At 71.3% G+C, this 19,094-nt stretch carries 15 protein-coding genes; 13 read left to right on the top strand and 2 right to left on the bottom strand.

What is annotated here, in order from left to right:
- Positions 1–47: 47 nt before the first annotated feature.
- From recN to F4562_RS05120, 10 genes are all read left to right on the top strand, one after another.
- The gene (recN, locus tag F4562_RS05165; protein WP_184548139.1) at positions 48–1,760 is read left to right on the top strand and encodes a DNA repair protein RecN; all 1,713 of its coding nucleotides are present in this window, start codon (positions 48–50) and stop codon (positions 1,758–1,760) included.
- Between the two features lie 314 nt (positions 1,761–2,074).
- Positions 2,075–3,286 carry a putative cytokinetic ring protein SteA gene (gene steA / locus F4562_RS05160; RefSeq protein ID WP_184548141.1) on the top strand — a complete coding sequence of 404 codons (1,212 nt, stop codon included), beginning with the start codon at positions 2,075–2,077 and terminating at the stop codon, positions 3,284–3,286.
- Positions 3,283–4,266 (top strand): copper transporter, encoded by a 984-nt coding sequence (locus F4562_RS05155; protein ID WP_184548143.1) that lies wholly within the window; start codon positions 3,283–3,285, stop codon positions 4,264–4,266. The genes steA and F4562_RS05155 overlap by 4 nt, the downstream gene beginning before the upstream one ends.
- Before the next feature lie 4 nt (positions 4,267–4,270).
- On the top strand, positions 4,271–5,137 hold the full coding sequence (locus F4562_RS05150; RefSeq protein WP_184548145.1) for a hypothetical protein: 867 nt from the start codon (positions 4,271–4,273) through the stop codon (positions 5,135–5,137).
- Positions 5,134–6,771 carry a murein biosynthesis integral membrane protein MurJ gene (gene murJ / locus F4562_RS05145; protein ID WP_184548146.1) on the top strand — a complete coding sequence of 546 codons (1,638 nt, stop codon included), beginning with the start codon at positions 5,134–5,136 and terminating at the stop codon, positions 6,769–6,771. Before F4562_RS05150 ends, murJ begins: the two co-directional genes overlap by 4 nt.
- A 34-nt stretch (positions 6,772–6,805) precedes the next feature.
- The gene (locus F4562_RS05140) at positions 6,806–7,960 is read left to right on the top strand and encodes a glycosyltransferase family 4 protein (RefSeq protein ID WP_311734281.1); all 1,155 of its coding nucleotides are present in this window, start codon (positions 6,806–6,808) and stop codon (positions 7,958–7,960) included.
- 356 nt (positions 7,961–8,316) lie between these two features.
- Positions 8,317–9,309 carry a TerC family protein gene (locus F4562_RS05135; RefSeq protein WP_184548148.1) on the top strand — a complete coding sequence of 331 codons (993 nt, stop codon included), beginning with the start codon at positions 8,317–8,319 and terminating at the stop codon, positions 9,307–9,309.
- Positions 9,310–9,477: 168 nt separating this feature from the next.
- Entirely contained in the window at positions 9,478–10,089 is a 612-nt protein-coding gene (locus tag F4562_RS05130) for a phosphatidylserine decarboxylase (protein ID WP_184548150.1), read from the top strand.
- A complete protein-coding gene (gene pssA / locus F4562_RS05125; protein ID WP_184548152.1) occupies positions 10,076–10,897 on the top strand; it encodes a CDP-diacylglycerol--serine O-phosphatidyltransferase in 822 nt (273 codons plus the stop codon). The genes F4562_RS05130 and pssA overlap by 14 nt, the downstream gene beginning before the upstream one ends.
- A 326-nt stretch (positions 10,898–11,223) precedes the next feature.
- The gene (locus tag F4562_RS05120; RefSeq protein ID WP_184548154.1) at positions 11,224–11,988 is read left to right on the top strand and encodes a hypothetical protein; all 765 of its coding nucleotides are present in this window, start codon (positions 11,224–11,226) and stop codon (positions 11,986–11,988) included.
- Between the two features lie 194 nt (positions 11,989–12,182).
- On the opposite strand, the gene F4562_RS05115 is transcribed toward F4562_RS05120, so the two are convergent.
- Positions 12,183–12,896 carry a type 1 glutamine amidotransferase domain-containing protein gene (locus F4562_RS05115; protein ID WP_184548156.1) on the bottom strand — a complete coding sequence of 238 codons (714 nt, stop codon included), beginning with the start codon at positions 12,894–12,896 and terminating at the stop codon, positions 12,183–12,185.
- A 174-nt stretch (positions 12,897–13,070) separates the two neighbouring features.
- On the opposite strand from F4562_RS05115, the gene F4562_RS05110 reads away from it, so the two are divergent.
- On the top strand, positions 13,071–13,979 hold the full coding sequence (locus F4562_RS05110) for a LysR family transcriptional regulator (protein ID WP_184548158.1): 909 nt from the start codon (positions 13,071–13,073) through the stop codon (positions 13,977–13,979).
- A gap of 125 nt (positions 13,980–14,104) precedes the next feature.
- Here F4562_RS05110 and F4562_RS05105 read toward each other — a convergent pair whose 3' ends face one another.
- Positions 14,105–14,746 (bottom strand): MBL fold metallo-hydrolase, encoded by a 642-nt coding sequence (locus F4562_RS05105; RefSeq protein ID WP_184548160.1) that lies wholly within the window; start codon positions 14,744–14,746, stop codon positions 14,105–14,107.
- A gap of 271 nt (positions 14,747–15,017) precedes the next feature.
- Here F4562_RS05105 and uvrA point away from each other — a divergent pair, with 271 nt between their 5' ends.
- Positions 15,018–17,858: an excinuclease ABC subunit UvrA gene (gene uvrA / locus F4562_RS05100; RefSeq protein WP_184548162.1), complete on the top strand. Its 2,841-nt coding sequence runs from the start codon at positions 15,018–15,020 to the stop codon at positions 17,856–17,858.
- Between the two features lie 475 nt (positions 17,859–18,333).
- A complete protein-coding gene (locus F4562_RS05095; RefSeq protein WP_184548164.1) occupies positions 18,334–18,795 on the top strand; it encodes a Rieske (2Fe-2S) protein in 462 nt (153 codons plus the stop codon).
- The last annotated feature ends 299 nt before the right edge of the window (positions 18,796–19,094 follow it).

Here is a 19,094-nt window from a genome sequence, read left to right as displayed (position 1 = left end):
GCGCACCGCACTGATGTTCGGTGAATTCGATGTGACGGGAGGGACCAGTGCGACCTAGAGTCGAGGAGGTCCGCATCCGGGGGCTCGGTGTGATCGACGAGGCCGTCCTGGTGCTATCGCCTGGATTCACCGTGGTCACGGGCGAGACGGGTGCGGGCAAGACCATGGTGGTGACCGGTCTGGGGCTGTTGTTCGGTGGCCGGGCCGACCCTGCCCGGGTCCGTCCGGGCTCCGACAAGGCGTCCATCGAGGGCACCCTCGTCATCGATCCGGCGGGCCGGGTCGCCCAGCAGGTGCGGGACGTCGGCGGCGAGGTCGAGGACGGCGAGTTGATCATCGCGCGCACGGTCTCCGCCGAGGGACGCAGCCGGGCCTGGCTGGGCGGACGCAGCGTGCCGGTGGGCACGCTCACCTACCTGGCCGACGACCTGGTGGCCGTGCACGGGCAGATGGACCAGCAGCGGCTGCTGCAGCCGGGCCGGCAGCGCGCCGCCCTCGACCGTTACGCCGGTGAGGAACTCGTCAAGCCGTTGCGCGCCTACGAGCAGGCGTACAGACGTCACCGGCGGATCGCCGAGGAGCTCGCAGAGATCACCACTCGGGCCCGGGAGCGCGCACAGGAGGCCGATCGGCTCAGGTTCGGCCTCGACGAGGTGGAGCGGGCCGATCCCAGAGCGGGCGAGGAGATCGAGCTCCGCGAGGAGGAGGAGCGGCTCTCCCACGCGGACGCCCTCAGGAACGCGGCCGAGACGGCGCACCGGGCGCTGCTCGGCGATCCGATGTCCGGTGAGCAGAACCTGCCGGACGCCATCGCGCTGGTCGGCGAGGCCCGCGCGGCGGTCGAGTCGGTGCGCGACTTCGATCCGGCGCTGGCCGGTGTCGCCGACCGGCTGGCCGAGGCGGGCTACCTGATCGCCGACGTCGCCACCGAGCTGGCCGCGTACGCCGAGTCGGTCGAGGCCGACCCGGGCAGGCTCGCGGCCGTGCAGGAGCGGCGCGCCGTGCTCACCCACCTGCTGCGCAGGTACGGTGCCGACACCGCCGAGGTGCTCGACTGGGCCGCGCAGGCGGCGGCGCGCGTCGCCGAGCTGGAGGGCGACGACGACCGCATCGCCGAGCTGACCCGCGAGCACGAGGAGCTGACCGGGCGCCTGACCGAGCTGGCCGCCGAGCTGACCCGCATCAGGACCGCCGCCGCCGAGCGGTTCGGCCGGGCCGTCACGGAGGAGCTCGCCGCGCTGGCGATGCCGCACGCCCGGGTGGTGGTCTCCCTGTCGCCCGCCGCCGAGTTCGGCCCGTACGGGGCCGACGAGGTCGAGCTGCGCATGTCGCCGCACCCGGCCTCGCCGCCGTTGCCGCTGAACAAGGGCGCCTCGGGCGGTGAGCTCAGCCGGGTGATGCTCGCCATCGAAGTGGTCTTCGCCGGCGCCGACCCGGTCCCGACGTTCGTGTTCGACGAGGTCGACGCGGGCGTGGGCGGGAAGGCCGCGGTGGAGATCGGCCGCAGGCTGGCGCGGCTGGCCCGGACCTCCCAGGTGATCGTGGTCACCCACCTGCCGCAGGTCGCCGCCTTCGCCGACCAGCACCTGGTCGTGGAGAAGTCCGACGACGGCAGCGTGGTGCGCAGCGGCGTGATAGCGCTCGACAAGGACGGCCGGGCACGGGAGCTTTCCCGCATGCTCGCCGGCCTTGAGGATTCGGAGCTGGGCCGCGCGCACGCGGAGGAGCTTCTCGCGATCGCGGCGGCGGACAAGGCGTGACCCGTCCCCGCCGGTGAGATAGATCACCCTCGCCGGCGGGGCGCCGTCACGGGGTCCGGCGGCCGCACCCGGCGCCGGCGTCGGAAGCGACCGCCGCCGCAGGTCGGGCCGCCTCTCCGGCCGCACTACCGGGCGGGCGCGGTGGGGCAGCCCGTGACCGCCCGGTGGGACACGGTCGTCCGTCCCCGTCGTGACTTGGCAGGATTGATTCCACAGCCCCGGGGGAGGTGGGGCCCGGGGACCTTCGATGACGAATCTGACACGCCGTCGTCCGTGTGGCTCGCCCGGTCGTTCGCTCTGGCAGGATGGTCGTGATGAAGGTGCCGATTGACGGGCTTCAGAACAAGCTCACCGGTTACCTCCGCCGCAGGAAGGTCACAGACCTTCCCGGGGTGACGGCAGTGGCGAGAATCGATCGGCGGACCAAAAGGCTGACCAAGCGCCTGCGGCCCGGAGAGATCGCGATTATCGATCACGTTGACGTTGACCGGGTGAGCGCGGAGGCGCTTGTCGCGTGCGGCGCGGCAGGCGTGGTCAACGTTGCCGCGGGCGTCAGCGGTCGCTACCCCAACCTGGGCCCGCAGATCATCGTGGACGCCGGGGTGCCGTTCATCGACAACGCCACCCCCGAGCTGTTCGAGCGGGTCAAGGACGGTGACCTGATCCGCCTCCACGAGGGTGTCCTCTATCTCGATGACGAGGTGGTCGGCAAGGGCGACGTGCAGACCGCCGAGTCCGTCGAGGCCGCGATGACCGAGGCGCGGGCCGGGCTGACCGTGCAGATCGAGGCGTTCGCGGCCAACACCATGGAGTACGTCCGCCGCGAGCGCGACCTGCTCATCGACGGGGTCGGCGTGCCCGACGTCCGGACCGACATGGAGGGCAGGCATGTTCTCATCGTGGTCCGCGGCTACCACTACAAGGAGGACATCGCCGCCCTCCGTCCCTACATCCGTGAGTACCGGCCGGTCATGATCGGGGTGGACGGCGGCGCGGACGCGCTGCTGGAGGCCGGATACACGCCCGACATCATCGTGGGCGACTTCGACTCGGTCTCCACCAAGGCGCTCACCTCGGGCGCCGAGCTGGTCGTGCACGCCTACCGCGACGGCAGGGCGCCGGGGCTTGAGCGGGTGCAGCAACTCGGCCGCACCGCCGTGCTCTTCCCCGCGATCGGCACCAGCGAGGACATCGCGATGCTGCTCGCCGACGACAAGGGCGCCGACCTGATCGTCGCCGTCGGCACGCACGCGACCCTGGTGGAGTTCCTCGACAAGGGCAGGTCGGGCATGGCCAGCACCTTCCTCACCCGCCTGCGGGTGGGCAGCAAGCTCATCGACGCCAAGGGCGTCAGCCGGCTCTACCGCAGCCGGATCTCCACTCCGTCCCTGCTCCTGCTCGTCGCCACCGCGCTGATCACCATGGGGGTGGCGATCGTCGTCTCCCCGGTGGGCAAGATCTGGCTGGACAGCGTCCGCGACGTCTGGAACGGCTTCATCTTCTGGCTGGTCGGACTCTTCTCGTGATCGATTTCCGCTATCACCTCGTCTCCATCGTCGCGATCTTCCTCGCGCTGTCGGTCGGCATCGTGCTGGGCACCACCCTGCTCGAGGACCCCGTCATCAAGGCGAGCGAGACCCTCGCCAACCAGCTGCGCGAGGGCAACGACGAGCTGCGCACCCAGGTGGACGCCCTGCAGAAGCGTCAGGCGGGCAGCGACGCCTTCGTCGCCGCCGACACCGCCCGGCTCGTCAAGGACATGCTCGCGGGCAAGACCGTCGTGATGGTCGAGGCCCCGGGCACCACGGCGAACACGCGTGACGCGATACAGGAGGTGATCGCCGAGGCGGGGGCGACCGTGACGGGGCGGGTCACCCTGACCGAGCGGTACACCGACCCCACCCAGGCGGTCTTCGTCGACAAGCTCGCCACCGGGGCCAAGGCCGCGGAGACGGTCTTCCCCGACGGGGCCTCGGCTCACGACAAGGCCGCCGACGTGCTCGCCGGGGCGATCGTGACCAACGACCCCGCCCAGGTCGGCAAGGAGCACGCGGCCGGGCCCGCGATCCTCGACGCCTTCCAGCGCGGCGGCCTGATCACCGTCGCCGACGAGCCGGCCAAACGCGCCGAACTGGCCGTGCTGACCGCTCCAGCGGAGGCGTACACGGGGGAGACCGCCGACGAGCAGGCCGCCGCCGTCGTGGCGACGGCGCTCGGCCTCGACGAGGCCGGTCTGGGGACCGTTCTCGCCGGGCCGCAGACCTCCGCCGCCGCCGGCGGGGTCGTCGCCGCGCTCCGGGAGGACACCGCCTCCATGGAGAAGGTCTCCACCGTCGACACCGTCGATATGCCCATGGGGCGGGTCGTGGTGGTCTACGCTCTCCGGGAGCAGTTGTCCGGGCTCACCGGGCAGTACGGCATAGGCCCCGGCGTCACGGGCATCGCGCCCACCCCCACGCCGACCCCCTCGGCCACAACGGCCACCACGGCCACCTCCGGAGGTTGATCCGATGGCTCGTCGCGCTTGTCTCGGCGCCCTCGCCGGCGCGGTTCTCGGTGCGGTCGCCGCGCGCGCCGCGTACGCCGCCTTCACCCGCCGGCCGCCGGTCGGCGACGCGGAGACGTGGGCCCGTACGAACCACCGCGGTGAGCCCATCACCCTCCTGGAGGGTCCGGCGTTCGTCGCGGGGGCGGGTGTCGCCGCGGCCGCGGTCCCCGGCCTGCCCGGCAGGGTGCGCGTGGCCGCGCTGCTGGCGGTCGCGGGCGGCGGCGGTCTCGGCGCCTACGACGACCTGTACGGCGCGACGTCGTCCAAGGGGTTCAAGGGACACCTGAGCGCTCTGGCCAAGGGCGAGATCACCAGCGGGGCCGTGAAGCTCCTCGGCATCGGCGCGACCGGGCTGGCCGCCGCCGCGGTGACCTCGCGCTCGGTCCTCGACGTCCCGGTCGACGCCGCGCTGATCGCCGGTTCCGCCAACCTGGCCAACCTCTTCGACCTGCGTCCCGGTCGCGCCGTCAAGGTCGGCCTGATCGCCGGTGCGCCACTGCTCGCCGCCGGTCTGCGCCGCGATGACTCCGTCTCGGCGGCGCTGGCGGCGGTGCCCATGGGTGCCGCGGCGGCGTTGCTGCCCGAAGACCTCGGCGAGCGTGCCATGCTGGGCGACGCCGGCGCCAACGCGCTGGGTGCGCTCCTGGGCCTGGCCGCCTCGGTCACTCTCGGCCGTCCCGGTCGCCTGGCCGTGCTCGGCGCCGTCGTCGCGCTGACCGCCGCCTCGGAGAAGATCAGCTTCACCAAGGTGATCGCGGGCAACCCCGTCCTCAACCGCATCGACATGCTCGGCCGCCGTCCCGTGGAGCAGCCCCCAGCCGGCCGATGATCAGAAAGATCGGCCAGGGGATCGCGGGAGCGGCGATCCTCATCGGGGCCGTGACCGTCATGGCCCGCGCCGTGGGGTTCGGTCGTTACCTCTTCCAGTCGCAGAGCGTCGGCAACCTCTGTCTCAGCACCGCGTACAACACCGCCAACTACGTGCCGAACATCGTCTTCGAGCTGGTGGCGGGCGGCGCGCTGGCCGGGACGGTGGTCCCGGTGCTGGCTGCGGCCGTCTCCCGGGCGGAGGCGGAGCCCGGTGCCAGGGAGGAGACCGGCTGGATCACCTCGGCGCTGCTCACCTGGGTCACGCTGGTCATGGTGCCCCTGGCGCTGCTGATCGCCGCGTTCGCCGGGCCGATCGTGGCCCTGCTGGCGGGTGACTCCCCCCAGTGCGACGTGGCCCGGGTCGTCGAGGTCGGTGCGGACATGCTCGTCCTGTTCGCCCCCCGAATGATCTTCTTCGGGCTCGCCGTGGTCCTGTACGGCGTTCTCCAGGCCCACCGGCGGTTCATGGGCCCGGCCCTGGCGCCGCTGGTCTCCAGCCTGCTCATCGTCGCCTCCTACCTCGCGTTCGAGTGGGTCGGCGACGGAGGCGCCGAGGACCTGGCGGATCTGTCCGGGGCCGGGGAGCTGACCCTCTCGCTGGGGGCGACCGTCGCCGCCGCCGCGATGGTGGTCACCGTGATCGGGCCGGTGGCCAGGCTCCGGCTCCGGCTGCGGCCCACGCTGTCCTTCCCGCCGGGCATCGCGGCCCAGGCGCGCAGGCTCGCCACCGCGGGTCTCGCCGTGCTGGTCGCGCAGCAGATCGCGCTCGTCGTCGCGATCGTCCTGGCCAACGACCTGGACGGTCAGGGGGCCGTCGGCGTCTACACCTACTCCTGGGCCCTCTACCAGCTGCCCTACGCCGTGCTGGTGGTGCCGGTCGCCACCAGTTCGTTCCCGGTGCTGTCCACCCGGGCGGCCGAGGGGGACCTGACCGGCTTCGCCACGCTGACGTCGTCCACCACCCGGGTGATCCTGCTGATGACGGGGCTCGCCGCCGGAGTGATGGCGGCGGTCGCCGGGCCGGCGGCCCGGGTGTTCCTGGAGGGGAGCGAGGGCGGGGCCGCCGCGGAGCCCAAGATGGCCGCGGCGGTGGCGCTGTTCGCCCCCGGCCTGGTGGGGTACGCCCTGATGCTGCACCTCGCCCGGGTGCTGTACGCCTGCGGGCGGGGGCGGGCGGCGGCGACCGCCTCGGTGGCCGGGTGGGCGGTGGCGCTGGTCGCCCAGATCCTGCTCGCCCACGCCGCCGACGACCCCGCCGACGTGGTCGGGCGGCTGGCGCTCGGCAGCACGGTCGGCATGACCGTGGGCGGGGCGCTGCTGGCGCTCGCCGTGTTCCGCGCCGGGGGTGCGGCAGCGCTGGACGGCGTGTGGCGGGCTCTGCTCGCCGCCCTGGCCGGCGGCGGTGCGGCCTGGGGCGCCGGGGCGGCGTGCGTGGCCGCCTTCGGCGACGTCTCCCGATGGGTGTCGGTGCCGGTCGGGGGGGTCGCCGCGCTGGCGGGCACCGCCGCGTTCGCGCTCGTGGCGGTGGTGGTCGACCGGCCGGACACCCGGGCGATGCTCGCCAGGCTCCGCCGGGAGCCCGCGCGAGGATGACCTCGGCCGGACGCTGTGAGCATGGATTTCCTGCGTGAAGGGGGCTGTTTCGGTGGTCGACGGGAAGACACGGGTGGCGCTGGTGCTCGGGACGAGCACCGGCGGGGTCGGGCGGCACGTGGCCATGCTGGCCGCGGGCCTGGTGCGCGACGGCCGACGGGTCGTCGTGGCCGGGCCGCCCGGCACCGCGGAGTCGTTCGGGTTCGCCGCGCTCGGCGCCCGGTTCGTCCCGGTGCCGATCGCCGATCGGCCCCATCCGCGCAACGACCTGCGGGCGATCCGGACGATCCGGGCCCTGCGGGGGGCGGACGTGGTGCACGCCCACGGGCTGCGGGCCGGGGCGCTGGCCGCGCTCGCCCTGACCGGCAGTGGGACCGCCCTGGTGGTGACCCTGCACAACGCCGCCACCGCGGGCGGCGCGGTCGGGGCGGTCTACGGTCTCCTCGAACGGATCGTGGCCCGCCGCGCCGACCGGGTCCTGGCGGTCTCCCCGGATCTGGGGGAGCGGATGCGCCGCCTGGGCGCCCGGCGTGTCGGGGCGGCCGTCGTCCCCGCGCCCGTACCGGTCGTGTCGGGGCGGCGGCCGGAGGAGATCCGGGAGGAACTGGGCACGGGTGACGCGGCGGTCATCCTGACGGTGGCCAGGCTCGCCCAGCAGAAGGGCCTGGAGACCCTCCTCGACGTGGCCGGGAGTTTCGCTCCCGGGGCGGGGGAAGTGGAGGGCGGGACGGACGCGCGGACGGCGGTGTTCCTGGTCGCGGGGGAAGGGCCGCTGCGGGGGGAGCTGCAGGGGCGGATCGACCGGGAGCGGCTGCCCGTGCGATTGCTCGGCAACCGGGGCGACGTGGGAGATCTGCTCCGGGTGGCCCGGGTGCTGCTGACGCCGAGCCGCTGGGAGGGCCAGCCGCTCACCGTGCAGGAGGCGCTGCGGGTGGGCACGCCGGTCGTCGCCACCGCGGTGGGGGGTGTCCCGGCGATGGTGGGGGAGGCTGGTCTGCTCGTGCCGTACGGCGACGTCGCCGCGATGCGCGACGCGGTCGCGAGGGTGCTGACCGACGACGACCTCGTGGCCCGGCTGGCGGAGGCCGCCGCGGCGCGGGGCCGTGAGCTGCCCGGCGAGCGGGAGGCGCTGGAGGCGGTCCTGGAGACCTACGCCGCCCTCGCGCCGGGAGCGCCGGGAACGGGGTGAGCGGGCCCCCTTCCCGGAACGCGGGATCCTGGGAGGAGCGGGAAGGGTGAGGTGGGCGGGTCGCCGGAGGCGGTCACGCGGGAGCCCCGGAACGGGCGGACGCGGGGGTGCGGGAGCGTCGGGAGACGCCGGGAACAACGGGCCGCCCCGCTCTGTTGGATTAGGCGAGACCAGGCCGTACACCTATACTGGCGTGGTTAGGGGGGGAGTATCCCTTCGCGACAGTCTCGTCATCACGGTGTTGCCTCACCCCACGAGGCCCCCGGGGCTGTCGGTCCGTGCCGTTGATCGTGTTTCATCCGGGCGGGAGAGACCTCTGGCAGTCTGTCGCGCGCGCCGCCGGAGGTTTATCAGCTGTGACTGTTCCCGCGTGGGCTTGGTTCGCCGTCATCGGGGGGTTGCTCGTCGTCCTCGCCTTCGACCTGTGGGTGGTCGACCGTGGTGAGCCGCGTGAGTTCTCCTTCAAGCAGGCGGGGTTCTGGGTCGGCTTCTACGTCACCCTGGCGGTGATCTTCGGGGTCGGGATGTTGCTGATCGCCGGCCCGGTTCCCGCGGGGCAGTTCTTCGCCGGCTACCTCACCGAGTACAGCCTGAGCGTCGACAACCTCTTCGTCTTCTACATCATCATGAGCCGCTTCGCGGTGCCGAAGGCGTACCAGCACAAGGTGCTGCTGGTCGGCATCCTGATGGCGCTGGTCATGCGCGGCATCTTCATCGCGATCGGCGCCGCCGCGCTGCACAGCTTCAGCTGGCTGTTCTACGTCTTCGGCCTGTTCCTGATCTACACCGCGGTCCAGCTCGTCCGCCAGCACGGCGAGGACGAGGAAGAGGTCTCCGAGAACGCGGTCCTGCGCTGGGCCCGCCGCGTGCTGCCGCACACCGACGACTACGTGGGCTCCAAGGTCACCGTCAAGGTCGACGGCAGGCGCATGGTCACCCCGCTGCTGATCGTCATGATCGCCATCGGCACCACCGACCTGCTGTTCGCCCTCGACTCGATCCCGGCCATCTTCGGCCTGACCACCGACGCCTTCATCGTCTTCACCGCGAACGCCTTCGCCCTGATGGGCCTGCGCCAGCTGTACTTCCTGCTGGGCGGCCTGCTGCAGAAGCTGGTCTACCTGAGCTACGGTCTCGCGTTCATCCTCGGATTCATCGGGGTCAAGCTGATCCTCGAGGCGCTGCACGGCAGCGGTTTCGCCTGGGCGCCCGCGGTTCCGATCTGGCTGTCGCTGTCGGTCATCGTCGTCACCATGGTGATCACCACCGTGGCCAGCCTGCTGAAAATCCGGCGGGACGTTCCCGAGAACAAGGAGGACACCACCCCGGCGAGCGCCAACCAGGGCTAGCCAATCGGCGTGTGAGGAGCTTTGCTTGTCTCGTTGCGACCCTATAAGGGTGGAGAGATAGGTAGCATCCTGCCTCAGGGCGGGTAGACATACCGGTCTAATGCCGCATGACATTACAAAAGGTTCCCTGTGTCCCACGATTCAGCAAGCCACCAGCCAGGCCCCCGAATGAGCCTGGCACGTGGCGTCTCCCCGTGGTTGCTCCCGACCGCGGCGGCCGCCGCCGTGACGTCCCTGCTCAGCGGCCGTGACCGCCGCTGGGCTCTGGCAGCGGTGCCGTTGACCGCGCTCACCGGCGGGATGCTCTGGTTCTTCCGCGACCCCGAGCGCGCGCCGGGCGCCGGGCGGATCCTGTCACCGGCCGACGGCGTGGTGCAGAGCATCGACCCGTGGCCGGACGGCCGCACCAGGGTCGCGATCTTCATGAGCCCGCTCGACGTGCACGTCAACCGGGCGCCGCTGGCGGGAACGGTCACCTCGATGGAGCACGTGGCCGGCGGGTACCTCCCCGCGTTCAACAAGGACAGCGACACCAACGAGCGTGTCGTGTGGCACCTGGAGACCGCTCTCGGCGACATCGAGTTCGTCCAGATCGCGGGCGCCGTCGCGCGCCGCATCGTGCCCTACGTGGCCGAGGGGGCGAAGGTGGCCAAGGGGGAGAGGGTCGGGCTGATCAGGTTCGGCTCGCGGGTCGACGTCTACCTCCCCGAGGGGATCGAGCCCGCCGTCTCCGTGGGGCATCGGACCGTCGCGGGGGTGACGAGTCTTGACCACGGCTGATGCGAGCTGGCCGATGGACGAGACGGACGACGAGCCGCAGGGTCCCGTCGGGAAGGCGTTCCGTCTGTCCGCCGCCGACTCTCTCTCGCTCGGCAACGCCCTGTGCGGTTTCCTCTCCGTCTGTGTGCTCGCCTGGTCGGCCATCAGCTCGCTGCAGGAGAACAAGCCCTTCGCGGCCGACCCCCGGTTCTTCGGCACCGCCGTGGTGCTCCTGCTGATCGGCGCCACCTGTGACCTGTTCGACGGTCTGGTGGCCCGCAAGTTCCGTGCCTCGGCCATGGGCGCCGAGCTCGACAACCTCGCCGACGTCATCAGTTTCGGCTTCGCGCCCGCCTTCATGGTGGTCATCTGGGCTGGATTCAACCATCGGATCCCCTTCATGCTGGCGATGGTCGCGGCGGCGTCCGTGCTGCTGGCGGGGGTGATCCGCCTCGCGCGTTTCGCCTGTGTGAAGACCAAGAGCGGCGACTTCATGGGTCTGCCGATCCCCATGGGGGCCATGACCGTGGTCTCGGTCGTGCTGCTGTTCCCCCCGTCGATCTGGACGATCCTCCCCATCTTCGGCGTCGCCTACCTCATGGTGAGCCGGATCGAGTACCCCAAGCCCAAGGGCAACCTGGCGGCCGTCGTGCTCGCCTGGATGATGATCAACGTCGCCTGCCTCACCATCTGGGCCGCGGGCCTGGCCGGGGGAGACACCCTCATCAAGGTCGGTGCCGTCATGCAGATGACCATCGTGGCGGCCATCCCGCTGCGGGTTCTGATGTTCAAGCGGGAGAAGCGCAAGGCCGCCGCGGGCGTCCGCTGACCACCCGTGACCGGGCCGGTCGCGCGCGCCGGTGAACCGGAGACGGCGACCCGGTCAGCGTCCGAGCTGAAGTCCGACCGAGGTCAGGGTGTGTGCCAGGGCTGTCCGCCGGTCCACAGATCGATCGTCGACATCGCCGCGGTCAGCGGACGGCTCCGCTCTGGACCTGTGAAACCGATCCCGGTGGTGCTTCGCCGGGTCAACCTGGCGAAGCACCACCGGGATCGGTAGCTACAAAAAAGATCAAATTAGATAAAAGTGCTTCAAGTGGGGTCCAAGAGCCACTGGAGAGCATGGGGTTCCGCTACCGGAAACGGAGGGACCCCATGATGAGAAAAACCGCGACGCTGTTGAGCGCACTGCTGCTCGGCGGTCTGCTGACCGCTCCCCCCGCGCGGGCGGGCACGGCCACCGCGTCGCCCGAGGGCACGCCGCGGCCACAGACCGTCAGCGGCACCCCCGGTGACGCGACACCGGCCAACCTGACCATCCGCTACATGCTGACGAAGCTCTTCCGCGGTTCCTGTGACGGCTCCTTCCCGCTGACGGCCGAGGCGATGATCACGTCGGACCGCGACACGGACGTCGATTACCGGGTCGTCGTCGACGGCAAGCCGGGCCCGACCAGGACGCAGCGGGTCAGAGCCGGGGTCAGGAACTACCTCAGCGACTTCTGGTACAACACGTCGCCGGGCCCCGGAAGCGGTCGGGTGCGCATCGAGGTGCTGAACCACAACAAGCCCTCCAAGGAGGAGCCCTACAGCTGGAAGTGCCTGCTGCCCTCGCCGAATCCCGTGCGCATCAGCGAGATCTCGCCGATGGCCTACTACGGCGACTGCGCCGAGGCGCCGTACATGACCGCGTACGGCGCATTCGAGGCGCGGCCCGGTGTGGAGATCACCTATCGCTGGACCATCGACGGGGTGCAGACGGCCGCCAACACGCTCGTCGTGCCGCCGAGCGGGGTCCTCGAAGTGCAGGCCGGCCACTGGTGGCGGGAGCCGAAGCAGCTCGGGATCATCGGGCTGGAGGTGCTGAACCACCAGGTGAACAAGCTCTGGGCGGACTACCCCGTCACGTGCCAGAGCTAGCGGCGCTCCGCCGGACGGCCGGGGCGGCCGTCGTCGGCGGACGGGCGGGGACAACCGCCGGTTCAGCGCGGGGCCCGGTCCGCTGAGCGTCCGCCGCCGGATCCGCCCGCACCATCCGCGCGATCCGCCCGCACGAACGGCGTCGCGCGGGCGGATCGCGCGACGCCGTTCGTGCGGGTGCCGTGCGCGGTCCTCTACGCGGCGCCGTCCGCGTCCAGCGCGGTGAGCACGCGGTTGGCGGTGTCGACGCTGGACTGCGGGTTCTGGCCGCTGATGAGGTTGCCGTCGACGACCACCTTGCTCGCCCAGGCCGGTCCGGCCTCGACGACGGCGCCCAGCTCGCGCAGCCTCGTCTCGACGAAGTACGGAGACCTGTCGCCGAGGCCGCCCTGGTGCTCCTCGTCGTCGGTGAAGACGGTCAGCCTCCGGCCCGCGAAGGTGAAACCGCCGTCCGGCCGGGCCGTGCTGAGCAGCGCCGCCGGGCCGTGGCACAGCGCCGCGATGACCTGCCCGCGCCGGTCGGCCTCGTCGAGCAGCCTGCCGAGGTCGGGGTCGCGCGCGAGGTCGGTCATGGGACCGTGCCCGCCGGGGATGTATACGCCGTCGTAGTCGGACACCGAGACCTCGGCGACGGACAGCGGCCGGGCGAGGTCGTCGGCGATGGAGTCGAGGTAGTCGCGGAACTCCTTCGCGTCGGCCTCGGCCACGCCGCCGCGCTCGTCCAGGCTGACGGGGTCGACCGTGGGGCTCGCGCCGCCGGGGGTGGCGATGTCCACCTCGACGCCGGCCTCGCGGAGCACCCGGTGCGACGCGGCGACCTCCTCCGCCCAGTAACCGGTCGGGTGGGCCGTGCCGTCGGCGAGCGTCAGGCTGTCGGCCGCAGAAATGATCATGAGAATCTTCGCCATGGTGCGTGTTCCTCCTCTTCCCGGTCCCTTCCGGGACCCGTTTCCCGATACCCCGCGGGACGCCGGTGCGAGGTGACCGTTCGTCCCGCAGATGCCCCGGACAACGGCGGATCCATCACGAGCCATCCACTAATCTGAGCCGATCGATCAGATTTCTTATGGCTGGAGCGTTGCGTGCCCGACCTCGACCTGCTCCTGACCTTCCTGGAGATCTACCGTGCCGGGTCGCTCACCGAGGCGGCGACCCGGCGGGGGCTCACCCAGCCCGCGGTCAGCGGGCAGCTCACGCGCCTGGAGCGGCAGGTGGGCGAAGCGCTGTTCGTCCGCTCACGCCGGGGGGTGAGTCCCACCGGCCGGGCCGACGACCTCGCCCGGCGCATCGGCACGCACCTCGACCAGTTGCGCTCCGCCCTCGACGTCCTCGGCGACGGCGGAACGGCGTACGGGGGCACGGTGCGCATCGCCGGCCCCGCGGAGCTGATGACCGCGCGCATCCTGCCCGCCCTGGCCCCGCTGACCGGCCGGGGACTGCGGTTGAGGATCACCCTCGGCCTGGCGGGCGACCTGCTGGCGGCGCTGGCCGACGCGCGCCTGGACCTCGTGGTCTCCGCGGTCCGCCCGACCCTCAGGAACCTCGTGGCCACCCCGTTCGCCGATGAGGAGTTCGTGCTCGTGGGGCCCCCGATCCTGGCGCGTACCGTCGATGCCGGCCTGCTGGCCGGTGACCCGGTCAAGGCACTGGCGCACCTGCCGCTCGTCGCCTACGCCGAGGAGCTGCCCATCGTCCGCCGTTACTGGCGCACCGAGTTCGGCCGCCGTCCGCCCAACGGCGTCGCGGTCGTCGTCCCCGACCTGCGCGCGGTGCTGGCCGCGGTGGTGGCCGGGGCGGGCGTGTCCGTGCTGCCGCGCTACCTGGCCGAGCCGGCGCTCGCCTCCGGGTCGGTGGAGGTGCTCCACCGACCGCAGGTGCAGCCGTTGAACACCCTGTTCCTCGTCACCCGCGCCGGTGGGCCGGCCGCCCCGTCCGTGGCTCTCGTCCACGGTCACCTGATGGAGCGCTCGCGCGCCTGGAGTTCTCTGTGACCGCGCGATCTACACGGTGGCGGTGTGGCAGCGGTGCGAGGGGCCGCCCGCGCCGGGCGGGCAGCGGTGCGGCGGAGCGGCGGGCCACCCGCGCCGGGCGGGCGGCCCGACCGGTTGCCCCGGGTTCACCAGCCGCGCTCACGCCACTCGGGCAGTGAGGGGCGTTCGGCACCCAGCGTGGTGTCCTTGCCGTGGCCGGGGTAGACCCAGGTGTCGTCGGGCAACCGGTCGAATATCCGCTCCGACACGTCGGTGAACAGCTGCGTGAACCGCTCGGGATCCTTGTTGGTGTTGCCGACCCCGCCGGGGAAGAGCGAGTCGCCGGTGAACAGGTGGCCCGGGTAGTGCAGGGCGATCGACCCCGGGGTGTGCCCGCGCAGGTGGATCACCTCCAGGCTAACCACCCCGACGGTGACCCGGTCGCCGTGCTCCACCTCCAGGTCGACCGGGACGGGCAGCGCGGGCGCGTCGAGCGGGTGGGCGACCACCGAGGCGCCGGTCGCCCGCACGACCTCCTCCAGGGCCTGCCAGTGGTCGCCGTGCTGGTGGGTGGTCACGATCTTGCTGATCGGCATGTCGCCGATCAGCTCCAGCAGCCGCTCGGGCTCGGCGGCGGCGTCGATGAGCACACCGTCCCCGGTCTCGGTGCACCGCACCAGGTAGGCGTTGTTGTCGTAGGGCCCGACGGCCAGTTTGGAGATCGTCAGGGCGGGCAGCTCGCGCACGTCGGCGGGGCCGCCGACGTGCACGTCACCGGTGTATGTCACGGATTCTCCTCAGACGGGGTCGCGGGAAGGCGCGGAGCGGGTGCGGCCCGCCCCGCCTCCCATCATCCCGTTCCGGCGCCGCCGCCGGGCATAACGGGGGGTGCCCGCGCAGTTGAAAGAGCTGAGAGCGCAGTAGGACGCGGGGGAAGGCCGTAACCTGGGAAGGGCGGGACCCCGAGCCCCCCGGATGCCGGTCCGCGAAATTGTCGGACCCGCTCGCTACTCTTCCCGCGACCGCTCTTGACCCTTCAACACCGACGTCGGGACTGCTGTGGCTGACCGCCTCATCGTGCGTGGCGCACGTGAACACAACCTCAAGGACGTCTCGCTGGACCTCCCGCGAGACTCTCTGATCGTCTTCACTGGACTCTCCGGATCGGGAAAGTCCAGTCTCGCCTTCGACACGATCTTCGCCGAGGGCCAGCGTCGCTATGTCGAGTCGCTGTCGGCGTACGCGCGGCAGTTCCTCGGGCAGATGGACAAGCCCGACGTCGACTTCATCGAGGGGCTCTCGCCCGCGGTGTCGATCGACCAGAAGTCGACCAGCCGCAACCCCCGCTCGACCGTCGGCACGATCACCGAGGTCTACGACTACCTGCGCCTGCTGTGGGCGCGCATCGGCAAGCCGCACTGCCCGCAGTGCGGGCGCCCGATCGCCAAGCAGAGCCCGGAGCAGATCGTCGACCGGGTGATGGAGCTTCCCGAGGGCACCCGCTTCCAGGTGCTCGCCCCGGTGATCCGCGGCCGCAAGGGGGAGTACGCCGAGCTGTTCAGCCAGCTGCAGGCCAAGGGCTTCGCCCGCGCCCGCGTCGACGGCACGGTGGTCCGGCTGGACCAGCCGCCGACGCTGAAGAAGCAGGAGAAGCACGACATCGAGGTGATCGTCGACCGTCTCGCGGTGAAGGAGGGGGCGGGCAGCCGGCTGACCGGGTCGGTGGAGACCGCCCTGCAGCTGTCGGGCGGCACGATCACGCTGGAGTTCGTCGACCTCCCTGAGGACGACCCCAACCGTGAGCGCTTCTACTCCGAGCATCTCCACTGCCCCTACGACGATCTGTCGTTCGAGGAGCTGGAGCCCCGCTCGTTCTCCTTCAACTCGCCCTTCGGCGCCTGCCCGGAGTGCACCGGCCTGGGGGTCCGGATGGAGGTCGACCCCGAGCTGATCGTGTCCGACCCGGAGAAGACCCTGCGCGAGGGTGCGATCTTCCCGTGGGCCGGGGGGCACACCAGCGACTACTTCATCCGCCTGGTCGAGGCGCTCGGCCTGGCCATGGGGTTCAATCTCGACACCCCCTGGGAGCGGCTGCCCAAGAAGGCGCAGAAGGCCCTCCTGCACGGCTACGACGAGCAGGTCCACGTCCGCTACAGCAACCGCTACGGCCGCCAGCGCTCCTACTACACCACCTTCGAGGGGGCGATCCCCTGGCTGCAGCGCCGTCACGCCGAGTCCGACAGCGACGGCATGCGGGAGAAGTACGAAGGCTACATGCGGGAGGTCCCGTGCCCGGCGTGCAAGGGCGCGAGACTCAAGCCCGTCTCCCTGGCGGTCACGGTCGACGGCCGTTCGATCGCCGAGGTCTCCGCCATGTCGATCGGCGACTGCGCGCGGTTCCTGGCCGGGCTGCGGCTCTCCGAGCGTGACATGCACATCGCCGAGCGGGTGGTCAAGGAGATCAACGCCCGGATGGGTTTCCTGCTCGACGTCGGCCTCGACTACCTGACGATGGACCGCGCCTCCGGCACCCTCGCGGGCGGCGAGGCGCAGCGGATCCGGCTGGCCACCCAGATCGGCTCCGGCCTGGTCGGTGTGCTGTACGTGCTCGACGAGCCGTCCATCGGCCTGCACCAGCGCGACAACCAGCGTCTGCTGGAGACCCTCATCAGGCTCCGCGACATGGGCAACACGCTGATCGTGGTCGAGCACGACGAAGACACCATCGCCGCCGCCGACTGGGTGGTCGACATCGGTCCCGGCGCCGGTGAGCACGGTGGTCAGGTCGTCGTCTCCGGCACGGTGCCCGAGCTTCTGGCCTGCGAGGACTCGATGACCGGCGCCTACCTGTCGGGTCGCAGGAGCATCGCCGTCCCCGCCGCCCGGCGCAAGCGCGACCGGAAACGGCAGATCACGGTGAAGGGTGCCCGGGAACACAACCTCAAGGGCGTCGACGTCGAGTTCCCCCTCGGCGTGTTCACCGCGGTCACCGGTGTCTCGGGGTCCGGCAAGTCGACGCTGGTCAACGACATCCTCTACAGCGCGCTGGCCAAGGAGCTCAACGGCGCGCGCACCGTTCCGGGGCGGCACTCGCGCATCACCGGGATGGACCTGGTCGACAAGGTCGTGCACGTCGACCAGTCACCCATCGGCCGCACCCCCCGCTCCAACCCGGCGACCTACACGGGTGTCTTCGACAAGGTCCGCGACCTGTTCGCGCAGACCACCGAGGCGAAGGTCCGGGGCTACCAGAAGGGCCGTTTCAGCTTCAACGTCAAGGGCGGCCGGTGCGAGGCGTGTTCCGGAGACGGCACCCTGAAGATCGAGATGAACTTCCTGCCGGACGTCTACGTCCCGTGTGAGGTCTGCCACGGTGCCCGCTACAACCGGGAGACCCTGGAGGTCCACTACAAGGGCAAGACGATCGCCGAGGTGCTCGACATGCCGATCGAGGAGGCCCTGGGCTTCTTCGACTCCATCCCGTCGATCAAGCGCTACCTGCAGACGCTCAACGACGTCGGCCTGGGGTACGTCCGGCTCGGCCAGCCCGCCACGACCCTGTCCGGCGGCGAGGCCCAGCGTGTCAAGCTCGCCGCCGAACTGCAGCGCCGCTCCACCGGCCGGACGATCTACGTGCTGGACGAGCCCACCACCGGCCTGCACTTCGAGGACATCCGGCGGCTGCTCGGCGTGCTCGGCAAGCTCGTCGACGGCGGCAACACGGTCATCGTGATCGAGCACAACCTCGACGTGATCAAGACTGCCGACTGGCTGATCGACATGGGTCCCGAGGGCGGCTCCAAGGGCGGAACGGTGATCGCCACGGGCACGCCCGAGGAGGTCGCCCTGGTCGAGGAGAGCCACACCGGCCGCTTCCTGCGCAAGATCCTGGGCGTCTGAGGCCGGGGACGAGGCCGGGCTCCCGCGCGGACGTTCCGCAGCGGGGCCCGGCGGCGGTGGCACGGGTCCGGTACGGCGTGGGATGCCGTGTGGGCGGACGGCGATCGGCGGTGACGGAATGGGCTCGATACGGCGTGGACGTCATGGAGGCGAACGATGACCGACGGACGGAACAGGTGCGATTCGACACGGACGTCGTGCGGGCGGCCGTGACCGGCGGTGACGGCGGTCCCGCCGTACGGACGGGTGACCGGATGCCTCAGAGCTGAGGTGTGCCGGATGGTTCCGGCCGGAGGTCGTGGCGGGCACTACCGGCGGTGACCAGGGTTTTTCTCCCGGTCAGCGAATCCGGGTGCTCCGGAACATGTGGGATGGGCGTATTTCTTCACAGTTTTCTGACACGGCCTACGGCATGCTGAACCGTCATCGGGCTTCGGACCGCACCTGAAGATGATGACCCCCTGGGAGGGCGACCATGACAGAGACCACACGCCGCGCGGTGATGTTGAGCGCCGGAGGCGCCGGCGTGGCCGCGCTCCTGACCGCGTGCTCAGGGTACGGCGAGCCGGCCGCGGGCGGCGGTGACACCTCTGCCACCACGTCGTCCGCTCCCGAGACCGGCGCCGCGGCCCAGCCGGGCGACTCCGGGGCGCAGGCCCTGGCCAAGACCGCCGACATCCCGGAGGGCGGCGGCAAGGTCTTCAAGGAACAGAAGATCGTCATCACCCAGCCCACGGCCGGGCAGTTCAAGGCATTCACCTCCGTCTGCCCCCACCAGGGGTGCGACGTGGGCAGCGTCGAGGACGGCGTGATCGTGTGCCCGTGCCACAACAGCAGGTTCAAGATCAACGATGGTTCCGTGACGGAGGGGCCGGCGAAGAAGCCGCTGGAGGAGAAGCAGATCAAGGTCGACGGCGACTCCATCACCCTCGCCTGAGCACCGGTGCGGCCCGGCCGCCGGGAACCGTCCCGGCCGCCGGGCCGCCCGCGTTCCGGCCGAGGTTCCCGTGGGAGCCCGTCCGTGTTCCATCCGGGCTCCCGTGCGAGTCCGCCAAGGGCTCGTGCGAGGTTCCTGTGTGAGTCTCCGCCGGGGGCTCGTGCGAGGCTCCCGTGTGAGTCCGCCGGGGGCTCGTGCGCGGTTGCCGCAGCAGTTCGCCGAAGGTTCTCCCGAGGGCCCGGAAGGGCCGCGTGGGCAGGGATCCTGTCGGTGGGGGCCGATAGGCTTTTCACGTGGCG

The sequence above is a fragment of the Streptosporangium becharense genome (genome assembly GCF_014204985.1).
Classification (GTDB): domain Bacteria; phylum Actinomycetota; class Actinomycetes; order Streptosporangiales; family Streptosporangiaceae; genus Streptosporangium; species Streptosporangium becharense.
Note: the sequence above shows the minus strand (reverse complement) of the source record. Positions and strands in the feature narration are given on the sequence as shown.

Bases quoted from the DNA above. Each gene is read 5' to 3' on its own strand.
- F4562_RS05095 (WP_184548164.1), top strand. From the start codon at position 18,334: ATGACAGAGACCACACGCCGCGCGGTGATGTTGAGCGCCGGAGGCGCC.
- F4562_RS05115 (WP_184548156.1), bottom strand. From the start codon at position 12,896: ATGGCGAAGATTCTCATGATCATTTCTGCGGCCGACAGCCTGACGCTC.
- murJ (WP_184548146.1), top strand. From the start codon at position 5,134: ATGATCAGAAAGATCGGCCAGGGGATCGCGGGAGCGGCGATCCTCATC.
- F4562_RS05120 (WP_184548154.1), top strand. From the start codon at position 11,224: ATGATGAGAAAAACCGCGACGCTGTTGAGCGCACTGCTGCTCGGCGGT.
- steA (WP_184548141.1), top strand. From the start codon at position 2,075: ATGAAGGTGCCGATTGACGGGCTTCAGAACAAGCTCACCGGTTACCTC.
- F4562_RS05130 (WP_184548150.1), top strand. From the start codon at position 9,478: ATGAGCCTGGCACGTGGCGTCTCCCCGTGGTTGCTCCCGACCGCGGCG.
- F4562_RS05150 (WP_184548145.1), top strand. From the start codon at position 4,271: ATGGCTCGTCGCGCTTGTCTCGGCGCCCTCGCCGGCGCGGTTCTCGGT.